Genomic DNA, 16831 nt, shown 5'->3' with positions numbered 1-16831 from the left:
TTTCATAATTTAGAAATGCGCCTATTTTAAGGGGACAATCTAGTTTGGTGATTTCATTCCATATTTTGATAGAGATATTTTGCATGCTTAGATTTTGAAATATCGGCGAGGTGGCAAATGAAAAACTTATTTTTATTTATCTTTGTCCTTTTGTTAAGCTTCATCTGTTTAGGTTGTACTAATGAAAATCACGTAGCAACATTAAAAGAGCCAACAGAAACTGTAATTGAATTAGAGAAAGTATATATGGAAATGCGGGAAATTGCTTGGGCAAGTTTGAGCGATACGGATAAAGAAACCGTGATGGGGAATTGGAAAGATGCGAAAGTAACTGAGGAACAGCTCAGCGTTAATGATGAAGTACAACCAGATAATAATCCAATGAAAGTCATGAAAGTAATATTTAATACATCTCGAGATAGATTTCTGGGGCCGATTGGCATCTATATTAATCCTAATACTAATAAAATAATTAGTAGAGACGTAAGGATGTAAAAACTTCTCATACAACGTTCATGATAGAGCTTATCCTTTTATCAGAAAAATATATTCAGGTATGCTTTACTTTAATAAGCATTTTAATCGATTGGGCGAGATTCTTAAACAAGAATTAGCGCCCATTTTACATTTAAGGGCATAAAATGTAGGAGAAATGTTATGAACTGCACTAAGTTTGAGAGAGGATAAAGTAGCAGATTACAAAATCCCTATTGACTATGTATATTTCATATCTAACAATAACCTTTATGCAGAAGCTGATTCGTCAGACTAGAAGGTGGAATAAAACGTGAGAAGAACGGAAAGAAGACAGCAACAAAAAATAAACGGGCGGATATGGAGTAAGGTTAAAAATAAAAAAATAATGGTGAAGGTTATAGCAATGGGTTCAGTATTTTTATTAGGCTGTTTCCTCATATTTAATATTTTTGTTTGGGCAAGCGATGTCAGTAAACTAGAAGAACCTACGCCGCAGCCAACGATTATTTATGATCAAAATGGAGAGGTAGCTAGTAAAGTTACCGGTTCCAAAATAGATGGAGTCAATATTGAACAGATTCCGGAAAATCTTATTCATGCTGTAATTGCAACGGAAGACCAGAAGTTTTACAAGCATGGTGGAATTAATGTTATAGGAATTGTTCGTGCAATGACTCAAAATATGATGAGTGGAGAAATTGTGGCGGGAGGAAGTACGATTACACAGCAGTTAGCTAAAAATGTCTTTCTAACACAAGAACGTACATATACGAGAAAGTTAAAAGAACTCATATTGACGAAGAAAATTGAGCGAACATACGATAAAAACGAAATAATAGAACGGTACTTAAATCAGATATATTTTGGTGAAGGAGCCTGGGGCGTGCAGCGTGCTTCGCAAACGTATTTCGGCAAAGATGTTAGTGAATTAACATTAGGTGAGTCGGCTATGCTTGCGGGGTTGATTAAAGCACCGTCAGTTTTGTCACCATTAAAAGATATGAATAAATCAGTTCAACGGAGAGACCTTGTTCTAGCATTAATGGAAAAGGAAGGTTACATAACTCAAAACGATGCGAAAAAAGCAAAAGAACAACCTATCGTATTAGAGGGCAAAAAGATTGATGATTATAAGGGGAAATATCCTTATTATGTAGACCATATTATTGAGGAAGCGGTCGAACAATACGGGCTTACAGAAAATGAAGTACTTTCGGGCGGACTTCATATTTATACAGAATTAAATCCTGCAATACAAAATGCAGTTGAACAGGTATATAAAGATAATGAAATGTTTCCTGAAGGGCAATCCGACCAGTTAATCCAGAGTGGAGCAATCTTCATCAATCCCTCAACAGGAGGAATCAGCGCACTAATTGGAGGAAGAGGGGAACATATTTTTAGAGGATTTAATCGAGCTACTCAATTAAAACGTCAGCCTGCGTCAACTATGAAACCATTGGCGGCGTATACTTCTGCTTTGGAGCAAGGATACGAAATCTATGATAAGTTACAAGATTCACCTATTAATATTGACGGGTATCAACCAATGAACTATGACAAACGATTCCATGGTGAAGTAACGATGTATGAAGCATTGGTGAATTCATACAACATCCCACCGGTATGGTTATTAAATAAAATGGGATTGAAATACGGTATAAATGCTGTTGAGCGTTTTGGTATTAAACTAAAAGAAGAGGATCATAATTTAGGTTTAGCACTTGGTGGTATGAATGAAGGCATATCTCCTTTATCAATGGCTCAGGCATATTCCACATTTCCTAATGATGGTGTAATGGTAGAAGCACACTCTATACAAAAAATTGAAGATGCAGATGGCGAGGTCATTGCTAAGTGGCATCATAATGAGACGAGTGTTACGAAGCCCCTAGTCGCTCAAGAAATAACTTATATGCTTAAGGGCGTGGTTGAAGAAGGTTCAGCAAAGAATGCTCAAGTGCCAGGATGGGAAGTAGCCGGTAAAACGGGCACGACAGAGCTTTCTTTTGCGAATTCAGGGGGCGCGAAGGATCATTGGTTTGTTGGATATACGCCAGAAATTGTTGGGGCAGTTTGGATGGGATATGATCAAACAGATGAAAATCATTATTTGTTGGGAACTGGCGGATCTACTGTCACAAAGATTTTCAAAGAAATTTTGTCTGAATCTATGACGGAATTTAACCAAAAAGAATTTAACTTAGCTCTACTAGGCAAACAGCTAAAAGAACAGGCGAAGAAAGAGGAAGAGCAGAGGAAGAAAGAAAAAGAGATAGAGAAAAAAGAGAAGAAAGAGAAGGAAAAGGAGAAGAAAGAGAAGGAAAAAGAGAAGAAAGAGATGGATAAAGAGAAGAAAGACAAGGAAAAGGAGAACAAAAAGGAGGAAAAAGAGTAATTTGAAATAATCGAGGTTTATTAAGAGGGAACTCCTACATTACTAGATATAATCTGTTGTACGACTTTTGTAGCCATTTTTTCTAAGCAAGTATTCATTTAGCCGAAGAGAGGGATTCCATCCCAGCATTATTGAAAAAAGGTTGAGTTTAAAAATTTTTTTAATCTAAAGTGAAGAAGCCCGTGAAAAAATCTCACAGGCTTTGCTAATAAATTTATCAAGACTTAGGTTTTCTACTTATCAAAATTCGCACCATTATCATGCTTAAATGTTTTGTCTTTAGTAGGGAGGAATTCTTTTGCAATCTCTTCTTGGTTCTTCTGTTGTGATTTCATTGGAGCAAACGCATTGGACATTCGATTTGTTTGATCGTTTGCAGGGAGGAATTCTTTCGCAATTTCTTCCTGGCTTTTCGGTTGTGATTTCATTGAAGCAAACGCATTAGACATTCGATTTGTTTGATTATTTGCAGGGAGGAACTCTTTTGCAATTTCTTCCTGGCTTTTTGGTTGTGATTTTTTTGAAGCAACCGCATTGGACATTCGATTTGTTTGATTATTTGCAGGGAAGAACTCTTTTGCAATTTCTTCGATTTTGGATTTAGCATCGGTTGATAGGATGGGTGAAAATTCTTTCGCGATCTCGTAAAGAGTACCTAGCTTCGATTGATCATTACTTGCCTGATTGCTTTCGTTATTTTTCTTATTTGACAATGTCATCATCTCCTCGCTCCTTAATATGAGAGATGATGAATGGAATTATATCAAGAAATGATTGACAAAATTTTTAGTGATATTTTTGTTAGATAGGTGAAAGCATGAAAAGAATAAAAATAAAATTGATCACCGGGCGCGATTCTATCAAAAGGATCAGCGCTCGTATCGTTATGACGCTTGTATGTAGCTTAGTTGTTTTTGCTATTGGTATGTTCAGTTTACTTACGGATTTTTTTTTGAAGGCTGCCAAATGACGCTTTGCTGACTTTTATTCCGAATCAATTTTTAATGTATTCCAAATAGAACCCCAATTTTTACTTTGTACTCGATTTGAATAAATAGGATGTAATTTGGAGTCTTGATTAAATGGAGGCGTAGGTCTAACTAGTCCTTCAAATAAATCATTTAAGCCATAAGGAGCTAAGATTTCTATCTGATTGTTATATAAACGAACGGCTACTGCTGTAGGTGTTTCAGGGAAATGAGCAACACCTTCAGATGATGATGAATAGGGAGAAATTCTGTTTTTTAAATGCATTCTTGCCTGGTTTTTTACGGACCACGGTAGATGAGGCATACTCTTTTTCAACTTGGATTCTAATGCTTTTTCAGACTCTATTGAACTATTCAACTCGTCAAAATATATTACATCAATATCATTTATTTCTGTTTGTACATTATGTAAGTAATCCCAAACTTTATTTCGAATAACACCCGCTGCGACCCAGCAATCATTTAATTGTAATTCTTGCACGGTTTTTAAAATTGACATCAAAAGTTGGTCTGTTTTTATAATGTTCGTTAACTCTAATTCGTAATCCAAAAGTAATCATCTCCTTTTTAACTGCTATTATATCCTTTGTATTTTGAACTTGCTATTCCTCATATAAGTTTATACAAACTTAATGCTTAGAATGTTTTGCCTTAGAGAAGCACTAGAAGTCAGATTGATTTCATTATGGGAAATTCTTAACAAGTTTTCAGTTTAACTGGTAAAGTATGTATATGGAGGGGAGTTTAATGGGTAATTTTTACATCATATTAATGATCTTTTTAATCATTATTGCAAATGTTATTGGATTTATAGTCTTCAAAAAAGAGAAAAGTCTGTACTCTGCCGCATTAATAATATTACTGCTGGCAGGTGTATTTGGCGGACTAGGCATTGCATTAACATTATTTATTAATGATGCCTTTGCTATATTCTACGGGTTAAATCTTGCCGGCTATTTACTAATAAATAGCCTTATTGTATTTCTTCTTGCTATTTTAGTTACTATAATTAAAAAATTTAACAGTATTTTTTAAATTCAAACTTAAAAATAATTACTGTTTATTATAAAGGCAATCGTCATATGAATTATTTCCCAGGAAAAGTAACCCACTAGTCAAACTAGTGGGTATTTTTATTCCTCGCGCGCCAGTTCCCTTGAGCGGTTTTCGGCACTTCGAACACAGTTCACAATCGCTTCGTTAAAGGACATCGATTCAAGTGCTTTGATCCCGGCTTCAGTCGTTCCTCCTGGACTTGTTACTTTTTTGCGCAATAGGGAAGGTTCCAAATTACCGGATTTCAGCATTTCCGCGGAACCAGCAATCGTCTGTACCATCAGTTCCCGTACAATTTCCTTTGATAGACCAAACTCAGCACCAGCCTGTTCAAATGCTTCAACCAAATAGTATAAATAGGCAGGACCACTTCCGGAAAGGGCTGTAACTGCATGAAGCTTTTCTTCCTCCACTTCGATGACAATGCCAATCGCTTCTAACATTTGAATATAAAGCGCACGCTTCACGTCTGTTACATGGTTATTGAATGCAATGCCGGATGCAGACATGCCGATTGTTGCGGAGGTGTTCGGCATTACACGAGCGATTGGGCGGCTGCCGAGATGCTGTTCAATCGTATCAATGCTGACACCAGCCAGTACCGATAAAATTGCGGTATCAGCACTTAGATGAGGTGCGATGACTTCCATAGCTGCACGCGCATCTTTCGGTTTCATTGCTAAAATAACGAGGTCTGCATCCCGCAAGTGTGTATGGTCCTCCAATAGGTTGACATCATAGCTTTCCACCAGTTCGTTTAGACGTTCTTTATTCGACCGATTGGATATAAACAGGGCATGCGGGTTGATGACATTCTTTTTAATCCATCCATGAATGAGTGCTTCTGCCATCGAGCCTGCGCCAATAAAAATAATTTTTTGCATAAAGTATCCCTCCGATTTTTAAATCCGATTCCTTAAAGGAACATAAAAAAGCATTTCCATCCCTACAAACAAGTAAGGACGAAAATGCATTGATCTCCGCGGTACCACCTTTATTCACACATAATGTGTGCAGCTTCAGCCTTTTTATCGCAAAGGGTACGGTTATGTTGTCATAACGGCTCAAAAGGAGGTTCAATTATTCCAGGGGGTTATGCCGATTTCAGCAAAGACGGCACTCTCTATAACCTTAAAATAATCTACTTGGCTTTTTCATTGCCTGTAAATTTTGAATTATCCAAAATTATAGTGCTGTATTGAAAAACTGTCAACCTTTGACGTGACGAATGAAGAAAAAAGAGTTAAAATAAATGAATAGTCATTCATTACGAGCTATTCAAAGGGGATTAAAATATGGAAGTACATAAAATTGTTATACCGACACCATATGCAGTGGGAGATGTAAATGCTTTTCTAGTAAAGGGGGATGCACTGACATTATTTGATGCAGGTCCGAAGACGGAAGAAGCATATGAAGCAATCAAATGGGGTTTACACAGTGCAGGTTATGACTTGAAAGACGTGGAACAAGTCGTTTTGACACATCATCATCCGGACCATGCCGGTTGGATCGACGCATTTCCCGGCGCGGAACTGTTAGGGCATCAATATGTTGATTACTGGATGAAAAAAGAGCCGGAATTTCTGCAGTATCATGAGCAGTTTTTCAAAAAGCTTTTAATCGAGCAAGGAGTACCGGAAAAATACGTAAACCGGATTTTACATGTAAAAGGGGAAATCGAGCTATTCGGTACGATTCCGCTGACTGGTTATTTAAAAGAGGGCGATGAAGTGCCAGGTCATCCTGGATTGAAAGTATATGAAACACCCGGACATGCACAAAGCCATCTGATTTTTGTCGACGAGACTACTCGGGAATGTATCGGTGGAGATTTACTGCTGGAACGCACATCATCGAATCCATTAATCGAGCCACCGCTTGATTTATCGATGGAACGCCCTAAATCATTGCTTCAGTATAATGAATCACTTAAACGCCTGAAAAATCTAGAGATCTCCAAAGTGTATGCTGGTCATGGCGGAGAACTGACAAATATCGAACCACTCATTGATGAACGGTTGGAAAAACAGAGACAACGCGCCTTAAAAGTATACGGTCTGCTTCAAACACCGCAGACAAACTTTGAAATGACTACTCAATTATTTGAACGCATTTACCAGCAGCAATTAGGGCTGACACTATCGGAAACATTAGGGCAGTTTGATTACTTGATTGATCAAGGTATGGTCGAGATTGAAGAGCGGGATGGGATTCATTATTATAGGAAATGCTGAGTGTGACAGAGAAGGATTTTGACACTTTTTTTATTTCAATAAGTCCAACGATTTTTAGTTTTTTCTGATCGTTTTCATGGATGCCGGAAAAGCAAAAAATAGCCACTGGTCATTGCATGGAAGACGAAGACGAACTGTATTAATAAGAATCCATAAGAAAAGGGAGTGTCCGAGAAGTATTTCTGGGACACTCCCTTTGCGCCGAAGATGGTAAGAATTTGTTCCAACTACCGCAGAAGCACCGTCTAAAGCGGACATTACTACACGAGGCTTGCACTGTCCAAAAAGTTTCGACTTTTTGGACAGCCCCTACATTGGTTTATATTTGCTATTAGGCGGGGACCAATAACCTTATCGTATTAAGACTTGGATAGCTCAATAAAGCCTTTTCCAAACACATCCCGTACATCATGGACTGCAATAAAGGCATCCGAATCTGCTTCTTTTACGATATTTTTTAGCTTAATCACTTCTTGTCTGCTAATAACGATATAGAGGATTTCCTTTTGTTCCTTCGTATAATAGCCGTGCCCGGAAAGAACTGTTATACCACGGTTCATTTTATAGCTTACTTGATCTGCGATGGCATTCGGATTTTTCGAAATGATTGTCACCGCTTTTTGAGGATTCACCCCTTCAATTACAAATTCCATCACCTTTGTACCGATGTAAAGCATCAAAATCGTGAGCATAAGTGCTTCTGCGCCGATAATGAAATAAGATGAGAATGCGACGATTAAATCGAAAAAGAGTAGCGCGTAGCTAATATTCCAGCCTAGGAATTTATTTGCTATTCTCGCTAGGATGGTTGTGCCGGCAGTAGTACCACCGACGCGGATAATTAAGCCAATCCCAATACCTACAAAAATCCCACCAAAAATGGCATTAATTATAATTTCATCTGATTGAATAGTCCAAGATTCAGTTAAATATAAGAAAATTGAATTGAAGATTATGGCGATAATGTATAAATGGTTGTTTGCCTATTGAGAAATCGATACCCGATTATTAAAAGGACAGCATTGATAGCAAAGCTGACAAGACTAGGAGACCATCCCATTACATAATAAAGAATAATCGTGACACCTGTTACACCGCCTTCACCTAAATCGTTTGGAATAACGAATAAGTTGATAGCAAGTGCAAAAAGAAATGCCCCAACCATTATTATAATAAAATCAGTTGTAAATTTTTTCATATTTCACTCCACCGTTTGTAACTGAAATTTGCCATAGTCGATATTGTTTCAAAGAGGAACCATTTTATCGAGTGCCTATGGAGTTGGATAACGCCAACAGCTATTTGGTATTTTAATGTGCCTGCAATATTATAACTTGCAAGGAGCCATTACTCAATCATTTGTATAAATTAATTGGAGCGGTAAAAACGCATAGTTGTTTTCTCGAATAATTTCAATCGGCCTAAAGGAGATCGGCTGTTTAAAAATGGGTCCATCAATAACGGTTGTATGAAACTCGCCACCCTCACCACAAGGATCAATGCCCCGAGATTTTAGTTCCTGCACATATTCATAAGTTAATACTTTCCCTAAATCATCTTCACACATACCGAGTGTTAAGTTAACCGTAGTAATGATTGTTTTAAAACCTAAATTAATGAAGCGTTCCACAATTTCTGTATGATCCACTTGCCATAAAGGCATTCCGAGCGTTAAGTTTGCAATGTTTGTCACTTTTTCATGCCAGCAGCCGTGCTCTGGCATATCGAGATCGCCTGTAACAAGTGCTTCTACTCCTAATGTTTTCATTTTGTGCAGCATATCAATAAACGTTGCTTCATAGTTTTCCCAGTTTGCTGCTGCTAAATAAATTGGTAAGCCAATAGACGCTGCTTGTGCTTTTATGAAATCGATGGTCATTCCATGAGAGTGAGATCGTGTCCCATCTTCTTCGAGTACGATAATTAAACCTACAGCTTTCCCGGTCTTCATGGACTCGTATAAAGCGAGTGTACTATCTTTCCCTCCACTAAAGGAAACAACAAACATTTGACCATCTGCACCGGTTTTCCAATCTTGTGAAATTCCCATCCTATGTATCTCCTTTTATATAATTAATGAACAATCTAACAGCTTCGATTATTCTGTCTAACTTAGTGTAGCGTATCCATCGCTCGTTTACATTAAAAAACATTTTAATCGAAAAAATGGAATGGTAGTAGCTACTGCAAGTACGAAACAACTGTCATTGGTTCGTTTCGACCACTCCCCCGGAACCTACAATATTTTACTATGTTTCCCGTACTATTTTTAGCATTTCCTATCTACAGCTAGACTTCAATTAGCAAGGTTTTATATGCTAATCTCAACAAGATTTGTTTGCAAAGGATGGGATACAATGCAGCAGCATAGTTCGGCGGTTTATAATATTGAACAGTTTGGTGCGGTAGGTGATGGCTGGGCCAATAACACCTCTGCGATTAAGCGTGCGGTAGAGGCTTGTTCACAGGGAGGGGGCGGGACGATTTATGTGCCTGCCGGTGTATTTGTGACGGGTGCGATTGAATTGAAAAGTAATATGCATTTGCATTTGGAGGCGGGTTCCGAGCTTTTGTTTTCAAATGATCGGGCGGATTATCCGGTCATTTCCTCTCGCTGGGAAGGGGCGAGTCGTGATGTATATATGTCCTGTATTTATGCCTGTCATGCAAAAAACATTGCGATTACAGGTTTTGGCACACTGAATGGCCAGGGTGCTTACTGGTGGAAACTTTTTAAAGAGGATGCCCTCGCATATCCTCGCCCTAATTTAGTGAGCTTTGACCATTGTGAGCGGGTGCATGTTGAGCAGGTGAAAATGATTGATTCACCGAGCTGGACGGTACATCCGAACGATTGTGACAATGTGACGATTTCGGCTGTGTCGATTGTTAATCCGGCGAATTCCCCGAATACGGACGGCATTAATCCGGAATCGTGCCGCAACGTGAGAATTTCCGATTGTTCGATTGACGTCGGGGATGACTGTATTGCGATAAAATCGGGTACTGAGGATGCGGAGCGTGTGATTCCTTGTGAGAATATAACAATTACGAACTGTACGATGCTCCACGGTCATGGCGGGGTCGTTTTCGGCAGTGAGATGAGCGGAGATATTCGCAATGTCGTTGTATCGAACTGTATTTTTGAAAGCACAGACCGCGGCATTCGCTTTAAGTCACGGCGAGGAAGAGGCGGTACGATTGAAAATATCCGTGTAAACAATATTGTGATGAATAATGTCATTTGTCCGTTTATACTAAACTTATACTATTATCACGGTCCACGAGGTATGGAGCCGTATGTTTCGGATAAAGAGGTGCAGCCTGTTACAGCGCTGACACCGAAGTTCAGACATATTCATTTTTCGAATATAACCGCGACGGACGTAACGGCGGCTGCCGGCTTTATATATGGCTTACCGGAGATGCCGGTTGAGGATATTACATTCAGCCATATTCGTATTGCGATGAAACCGGATGCAGAGCCGGATTTACCGGCAATGATGGTGGATCTGGAACCGATGAAACAACGTGGTTTTTTCTGTTCCAATGCGGAAGATGTGTTGTTTGAGCATGTGACAGTCCAACAGCATGAAGGGCCGGCATTTGAAATAACGAATAGTAAAAATGTCGTGATGGAACACTGTCGTTCCAAAGATACGGCAAAGGATGAAATGCTTGTCCAAATGTCGAATGTGAGAAACTAGCTGAAGTTAAGGGGGAATCTCATTGAGCAGCTTACGAAAAACCTATATGTTATATGTCTTCCCCATTTGTTTACTGTTAGTGTTGGCGGGTTGTTCAAGTGAGGAAGCAGAAAAGGTGGATGGCTCGCCAAAAAAAGACGTGACCTTAACGTTTTGGTTTGATGATGCCGGTCCGTTACGAACGGCCATTTGGAAAGAACTGATCGCGACCTTTGAAGAGGAGTATCCCCATATTCATATTGAATATGAAGGCTTCGTGAAGGATATCGCGAAACCGAAATTCAATTCGGCACTCGCAATGCAGGCATTGCCGGATGTTGGCAGCATTTATACGAGCTGGTTACCAGAATATACATATCGTGAAGCATTGGTGCCACTGGATTCCTATTTTGAAAAGTGGGAAGAAGGAGACAAGATTGCGGCGTCTCTCATCAGTTACAATCGAAATATATCACAGGATCATCAATTGTACGGATTGCCTTACACTCGAAATATGGATATCCTCTGGGTACGAAAGGATTGGCTCTCCAACTATGAGCTGGATACGATAGATACATGGGATGACTTTTTTCATACGGTGAAAACCTTTACGGATAAGGAGCAGCAACAGTATGGCTACAGCATCCGCGGCGGGGAAGGGTCGTCACTTCAGCTGCAACGGATGATGTATGCCTATTCGGGTATTTCGACGTATATCAAAAATGGAGAGAGTACGATTGATGACCCGCTCCATGTGGAGTTTCTGGAAAAATATTTGTCGCTCTATGACGTGCATACATCGAGAAATGATATTGTGAAAGATTATAAAGGCATGCTTGACGATTTTGAGCATGGCGCTGTCGGTTTAATCCAGCATAATATCGGCTCTTATGCAGAGCATCAAAAAGTGCTGTCGCCGGATCAGTTTCAGGCATTGCCATTGCCGAAATCAGTCAATGGGCATTACACTGTCGAGGCAGGCAATACGATGGATATGGTAATGTTCGAGGGCACCGATCATCCGGAAGAGGCATGGACATTTATTTCCTTTATCGCGTCGCAAAAGGGACAAAGCCATTGGAACAAACGAGTCGGTCAATTGCCGACACATCAGGATGTGCTGGAGGAGGATTGGGTGCAAAATTCGCCGCATCTGCAAACAGCGCTTTCTGTCTATCAAGATCCGAACACGAAAATGTACGAGCCGCCGTTCTATTTAATTGCGTATAATTCCATCCGTTTTACGATTGTCGAACCTGGGCTTCAGGAAGTACTGAGCGGTACGAAAACAATCGAGCAGTTCTTGAAAGAGTGGAGCGAGGCCATTGAAAATGAATATGCACTATATGAAATATATCATGCCCAAACGGGAAGCGCTGAGTAGGTGAAAAAACTGCTCAGCGTTTTTTTTATGCCATCAAAATGTGAAGATTCTTAAAATTTTTATCTAACATCTTAATATTTTGAATATTTCGGGAAAGCGTTTTCAATTAGAATGATTTGTAAGAAGGGAGGAAATTTAATGAGTTATTCCCCAGAAGTAAATGAACCAGTATTGGAAAAAAAGAAAAGCGAAAAAGTCCGTAAATTTAATAAGGCGAAGCTGGTCCCTTATCTATTCATTACGCCGGCCGTACTAATGGTTGTAAGTTTCCTTTTCTACCCGATTGGAATGGTATTTTATTATAGCTTCCAAAACTACGATATTTCGGCACCTTACTATAATAGTTTTGCAGGGCTCGATAACTTCGTGAATATTTTTACCAGTGATAAGCTGTTCTTCCCGAGCTTACTCAACAGTTTGAAGTGGGTTGTTACAGAAGTGGGCCTTCAATTGGTATTTGGTCTGATTTTGGCTCTGTTGCTGAACCAGACATTTAAATTTAGAGGGATTATACGTGCGGTTGCTTTTATTCCTTGGGCGATTTCAGGTGTACTGGCATCTGTTATCTGGTCACTGATGTACAACGAGCATATGGGTGTACTGAATGATATCCTGATGCGTTTCGGCATTATTGATTCACCGCAAGCTTTTTTGGCAAGTACATCTACCGCATTTGGTGCAGTAGTTATTGCCGAACTGTGGAGGGGGATTCCATTCTTTGCGATTACCCTTTTGGCCGGTCTGCAAAGTATTCCGCAAGAATTGTACGAAGCAGCGCGCGTAGATGGTGCGAGCCGTTGGAAATCATTCCTGTTCGTAACATTGCCGCAGCTGAAAAATACGATTATTTTAACGACACTGCTGCGAGTGGTTTGGGAGTTTAATAACGTTGACCTGATCTTCAACTTAACAGGCGGGGGACCTGCACATTCAACAACGACATTGACGATGTATATTGCAGAATTAGCTGTTCATGGCAGTAACTTTGGATATGGCTCAGCGCTTACAGTCATTTCGTTTGGTATTCTATTAGTTTTCGCGGCGCTTTATCTGAAATTATCGCGCTATGAAAAGGAGTGATAGTCTATGTTTTCTAAAAATAAAAAAATAGATAAGTTATTGACACTTTATGTGCCGCTCGGTATGTTGTTAAGTTTTACCCTTTTCCCACTCTATTGGACGATCAATACGGCGTTCAAGCCTGAGGGAGATATTATGAAGCGTCCGCTGGAATATGCGCCGCTTAATCCGACAGTGGAAAACTTTGTGATGGCGTGGAATAATGTCGGGTTTGCCACATTCATGAAAAACAGTTTGATCGTCGGCGTCAGTACAGTAATTGTCGTATTAATCTGTTCAACATTATCCGGCTATGCATTGGCCCGTTATCAGTTCAAGGGAAAACGCGCTTTTATGCTGATGCTGTTATGTACGCAATTTATCCCGAGATCAATGATGATTATTCCGTTATTTATCATTTTCAAAAATTTAGGGCTGATCAGCAGTCCACTCGCTCTAATTATTACGTATACGGCGATTGAGATTCCTTTTACGACCATATTAATGAGCGGGTTCATCTCAAACGTTCCGAAAGAATTGGAGGAAGCGGCGATGATTGATGGGTGTACGAAGCTTCAGTCCATCCGTCATGTCGTGTTCCCGCTGCTTCTTCCAGGTATTGTCGCAACAGGGGTGTTTACATTCATTTACACCTGGAATGAATTTTTAATTGCCTTAATGCTCACAAATCGTCAGGACCGGTTCACCTTGCCGGTCGGTCTGAGTACGATGATGGGCGAATTCAATGTCAACTACGGTGCGTTGGCAGCAGGCAGTGTCATTGCCTTAATTCCGGCAGTAATTTTATTCGCATATGCACAAAAGCATTTAGTCAATGGTATGGGTGGAGCAGTAAAAGGTTAATTGTACATGAATTTATAAGGGGTGAAGGTTGATGTTCAAAAGCAAGTTCAGAAAATCGATAGCAGTAGGTACGATTGCAACAGCGTTATTATTGGCCGCTTGCGGGGATGATGAGTCGGCGGGTAAAAAAGAGGTATCAGCAGAAAACGGAAAGCCGGTAAAAATTACGTTCTGGGATGAAAATGCCGGACCGCAGCGTACACCGATTTGGGAGGAATTAATTTCCCGTTTTGAAGAGGAAAACCCGATGATTGATGTGGAGTATGTCGGATTACCGAAAGACTCGGCAAAATCAAAAATGGATGCGGCCATCGCAGCGGACGATACGCCGGATTTGGCATCTGTCCAAACGAGCTGGTTACCTGAATTCTCGATTCGTGAAGCATTACTGCCATTAGATGATTATTTTGCTGATTCAAAGCTGAACGGTATAATCAATGAAGGGGCACTGAATTTCAATAAGGATATCGTAGCGGATAAAAAGCTATACGGAATTCCTTATACACAAAACCTAGATATCCTTTGGGTACGTAAAGACTGGTTTGAAGAAAAAGGAGTAAAGATTCCTGAGACTTGGGATGAATTTTATGCGGCTGCAGAAGCAATGACGGATAAAGCGAATAATCGCTACGGCTACACAATCCGTGGCGGTGCAGGCGGATCATTCCAAATTCAGCGTATGATGTATGCGTACAACGGGTTTGAAGATTATTTGACGGAAGACGGCAAAGCAACGATCAATGATTCGAAAAACGTCGAGTTTATCGAAAAGTATTTATCGTTATATGAAGACTACACACCGAAAAGCGATATTACAAACGGTTATAAAGAAATGATCGCCGGCTTTGATACAGGTGTAGTGGCAATGGTACAGCACAACATCGGTTCATTTGGCGAGCACAAGGAAGCATTGGAAGAAGGACAGTTCCAGGCGATTCCACTGCCTAAATCGGAAGACGGCAACTACGTGGCGGAAGGCGGAAATACGATCGGTATTTCAATTTTCAACGGGACAGACAATCCCGATGAAGCATGGAAATTTGCAGAATACCTGAACTCGGCAGCTAGTCAAAGTTTCTGGAATGAGCAAGTCGGTCAGATTCCGACGAACAGTGACGTGTTAAAAGAAGACTGGATTCAAAATTCGCCTCATATTCAAACAGCATTTGAAGTGTATGATGATCCGAACACAGTTCTTTATAAGCCGCCATTCTATTTACCTGAATACCGTTCAATCCTGGATGGTACGGTCGATGCGGGAATCCAATCGGTTATGAGTGGTAAAGCGTCACCGCAGGAATTTTTAGATGAGTGGGCGGGTGCGATGGAAGCTGCGCAAGCTAAATACTCAGAGCACTTCGGCAAATAATACAAAAAAAGGGTGCGGTGCTTTAGCCACACCCTTTGTTTTTTGAAAAATACAAACGACGCTAAAGCTAAAGGAGAGGGCACAAATGAGAACGACATCCGAAAATATTACGGTTAATACACCGCTTGCACTGGCGGAAAAAGCATGTAAGGCGATTATGGATACGTATACACCGGATCAGCTGCCACCGGCGAAATCCTTCCACTATCATCAGGGGGTATTTTTATACGGTATGCTTCGTGTATGGGAAGCGACAGGTGATCAGCAGTATTTTGACTATATTAAAGGCTATATCGACAGCCTGATCGACGAAGAAGGTAACTTATACTTTGCACGGGATGAGCTTGATTCTGTTCAGGCAGGCATTTTACTGTTCCCTTTGTATGAACAGACAAAAGACCGTCGTTATTTAGTTGTTGCGAAAAAACTTCGTCATTTGCTGTATTCGATTAATCAGACAACAGAGGGCGGCTTCTGGCATAAAGATAAATATCCTTATCAAATGTGGCTGGACGGTTTGTTCATGGCGGCACCGTTTATGCTCATGTACAATGAGCATTTTATCGAGGAAGAGTTAGTGCTGAATGTCGTTCGCCAGGAAAAACTGATGCGCTCACATATGAAGGATGAGAATACAGGCTTACTGTTCCATGCGTGGGATGAGAAAAAGGCGCAACCATGGGCGAACAAAGAAACAGGGTGCTCACCGGAATTTTGGGGACGTTCTGTCGGCTGGTATGGTACTGCACTTGTCGATATTTTGGAATTGATCAACGGTTCAAGAGGGCAGGAAGAGATGGAACAATCGCTCAAAGATTTAGTGCCTGCTATTACGAAGTTCCAGGACGGAGAAACAGGCTTATGGTATCAAATTGTTGATAAAGGAGCCCTTGATGATAACTGGCTGGAATCTTCCTGCTCGTCCCTGTTTATTTACTTCATCGCAAAAGCGATTAAACTTGGCTTGGTTGATGATTCCTATCAACAAGTAGTAAATAAAGCGTATGACGGACTGATCGAGCATATGGTCGATGTGCAGGAGGATGTAGCCAATCTAAAAGGTATCTGCATTGGCACATCCGCAGGGGTGTACGATTATTATGTGGACCGCCCGACTTCCGAAAATGATTTGCATGGCATGGGCGCATTCATCCTAGCAAGCATGGCGTTGCACGACATTACGGCAAAACAATAATAGAAACGAAAAGGTACCCGGTTTAAAGGGTACTTTTTTCTTGACTCCAAAAAATAAATGTAAAGTAATAACACGTTTATGTTAGAATAATTAGAAAATATAGAAAATAATTGTAGA

General features: G+C 40.2%; 14 protein-coding genes, 1 pseudogene and 1 other annotated feature. Of the genes and pseudogenes, 10 read left to right on the top strand and 5 right to left on the bottom strand.

The window, feature by feature from the left end; translation table 11 throughout:
* Window positions 1-117 precede the first annotated feature (117 nt).
* Together CBM15_RS11275 and CBM15_RS11270 are read left to right on the top strand one after the other, a co-directional pair.
* Window positions 118-495 carry a hypothetical protein gene (locus tag CBM15_RS11275; protein WP_087617587.1) on the top strand — a complete coding sequence of 126 codons (378 nt, stop codon included), beginning with the start codon at window positions 118-120 and terminating at the stop codon, window positions 493-495.
* Window positions 496-787: 292 nt separating this feature from the next.
* Window positions 788-2875, top strand: a complete 2088-nt coding sequence (locus CBM15_RS11270) for a transglycosylase domain-containing protein (protein WP_087617586.1) — start codon at window positions 788-790, stop codon at window positions 2873-2875.
* Window positions 2876-3108: 233 nt separating this feature from the next.
* Here the strand turns inward: CBM15_RS11270 and CBM15_RS11265 are convergent, their stop codons facing one another.
* Both CBM15_RS11265 and CBM15_RS11260 read right to left on the bottom strand, forming a co-directional pair.
* The gene (locus CBM15_RS11265; protein ID WP_087617585.1) at window positions 3109-3594 is read right to left on the bottom strand and encodes a cohesin; all 486 of its coding nucleotides are present in this window, start codon (window positions 3592-3594) and stop codon (window positions 3109-3111) included.
* 265 nt (window positions 3595-3859) lie between these two features.
* Entirely contained in the window at window positions 3860-4414 is a 555-nt protein-coding gene (locus tag CBM15_RS11260) for a nucleotidyltransferase family protein (protein ID WP_087617584.1), read from the bottom strand.
* A 197-nt stretch (window positions 4415-4611) separates the two neighbouring features.
* Between CBM15_RS11260 and CBM15_RS11255 the strand changes: the two genes are divergently transcribed.
* The gene (locus CBM15_RS11255; RefSeq protein ID WP_087617583.1) at window positions 4612-4899 is read left to right on the top strand and encodes a 3-isopropylmalate dehydrogenase; all 288 of its coding nucleotides are present in this window, start codon (window positions 4612-4614) and stop codon (window positions 4897-4899) included.
* A 98-nt stretch (window positions 4900-4997) separates the two neighbouring features.
* Here CBM15_RS11255 and proC read toward each other — a convergent pair whose 3' ends face one another.
* Entirely contained in the window at window positions 4998-5804 is an 807-nt protein-coding gene (proC, locus tag CBM15_RS11250; protein ID WP_008407861.1) for a pyrroline-5-carboxylate reductase, read from the bottom strand.
* Window positions 5805-5875: 71 nt separating this feature from the next.
* Window positions 5876-6087: a binding site (T-box leader), on the bottom strand.
* A 128-nt stretch (window positions 6088-6215) separates the two neighbouring features.
* Between proC and CBM15_RS11245 the strand changes: the two genes are divergently transcribed.
* The gene (locus CBM15_RS11245; protein ID WP_087617582.1) at window positions 6216-7157 is read left to right on the top strand and encodes an MBL fold metallo-hydrolase; all 942 of its coding nucleotides are present in this window, start codon (window positions 6216-6218) and stop codon (window positions 7155-7157) included.
* A gap of 359 nt (window positions 7158-7516) precedes the next feature.
* Here the strand turns inward: CBM15_RS11245 and CBM15_RS11240 are convergent.
* Window positions 7517-8355, bottom strand: a pseudogene (locus CBM15_RS11240) (YitT family protein).
* Window positions 8356-8508: 153 nt separating this feature from the next.
* The gene (locus tag CBM15_RS11235; protein WP_087617581.1) at window positions 8509-9207 is read right to left on the bottom strand and encodes a Dph6-related ATP pyrophosphatase; all 699 of its coding nucleotides are present in this window, start codon (window positions 9205-9207) and stop codon (window positions 8509-8511) included.
* A 307-nt stretch (window positions 9208-9514) separates the two neighbouring features.
* Here CBM15_RS11235 and CBM15_RS11230 point away from each other — a divergent pair, with 307 nt between their 5' ends.
* The 6 genes from CBM15_RS11230 to CBM15_RS11205 all read left to right on the top strand — a co-directional run bounded on the left by CBM15_RS11230 (window position 9515) and on the right by CBM15_RS11205 (window position 16714).
* Window positions 9515-10864 carry a glycoside hydrolase family 28 protein gene (locus tag CBM15_RS11230; protein ID WP_087617580.1) on the top strand — a complete coding sequence of 450 codons (1350 nt, stop codon included), beginning with the start codon at window positions 9515-9517 and terminating at the stop codon, window positions 10862-10864.
* A 22-nt stretch (window positions 10865-10886) separates the two neighbouring features.
* Window positions 10887-12227: an ABC transporter substrate-binding protein gene (locus CBM15_RS11225; protein WP_087617579.1), complete on the top strand. Its 1341-nt coding sequence runs from the start codon at window positions 10887-10889 to the stop codon at window positions 12225-12227.
* A 138-nt stretch (window positions 12228-12365) separates the two neighbouring features.
* A complete protein-coding gene (locus tag CBM15_RS11220) occupies window positions 12366-13307 on the top strand; it encodes a carbohydrate ABC transporter permease (RefSeq protein WP_008407851.1) in 942 nt (313 codons plus the stop codon).
* 6 nt (window positions 13308-13313) lie between these two features.
* Window positions 13314-14150 (top strand): carbohydrate ABC transporter permease, encoded by an 837-nt coding sequence (locus tag CBM15_RS11215; RefSeq protein WP_087617578.1) that lies wholly within the window; start codon window positions 13314-13316, stop codon window positions 14148-14150.
* A gap of 31 nt (window positions 14151-14181) precedes the next feature.
* Window positions 14182-15519: an ABC transporter substrate-binding protein gene (locus CBM15_RS11210; RefSeq protein ID WP_087617577.1), complete on the top strand. Its 1338-nt coding sequence runs from the start codon at window positions 14182-14184 to the stop codon at window positions 15517-15519.
* An 85-nt stretch (window positions 15520-15604) separates the two neighbouring features.
* A complete protein-coding gene (locus tag CBM15_RS11205; protein ID WP_087617576.1) occupies window positions 15605-16714 on the top strand; it encodes a glycoside hydrolase family 88/105 protein in 1110 nt (369 codons plus the stop codon).
* Window positions 16715-16831: the final 117 nt, after the last annotated feature.

This window comes from Solibacillus kalamii, assembly GCF_002174535.1.
In the GTDB taxonomy this organism is placed as follows: domain Bacteria; phylum Bacillota; class Bacilli; order Bacillales_A; family Planococcaceae; genus Solibacillus; species Solibacillus silvestris.
Note: the sequence above shows the minus strand (reverse complement) of the source record. Positions and strands in the feature narration are given on the sequence as shown.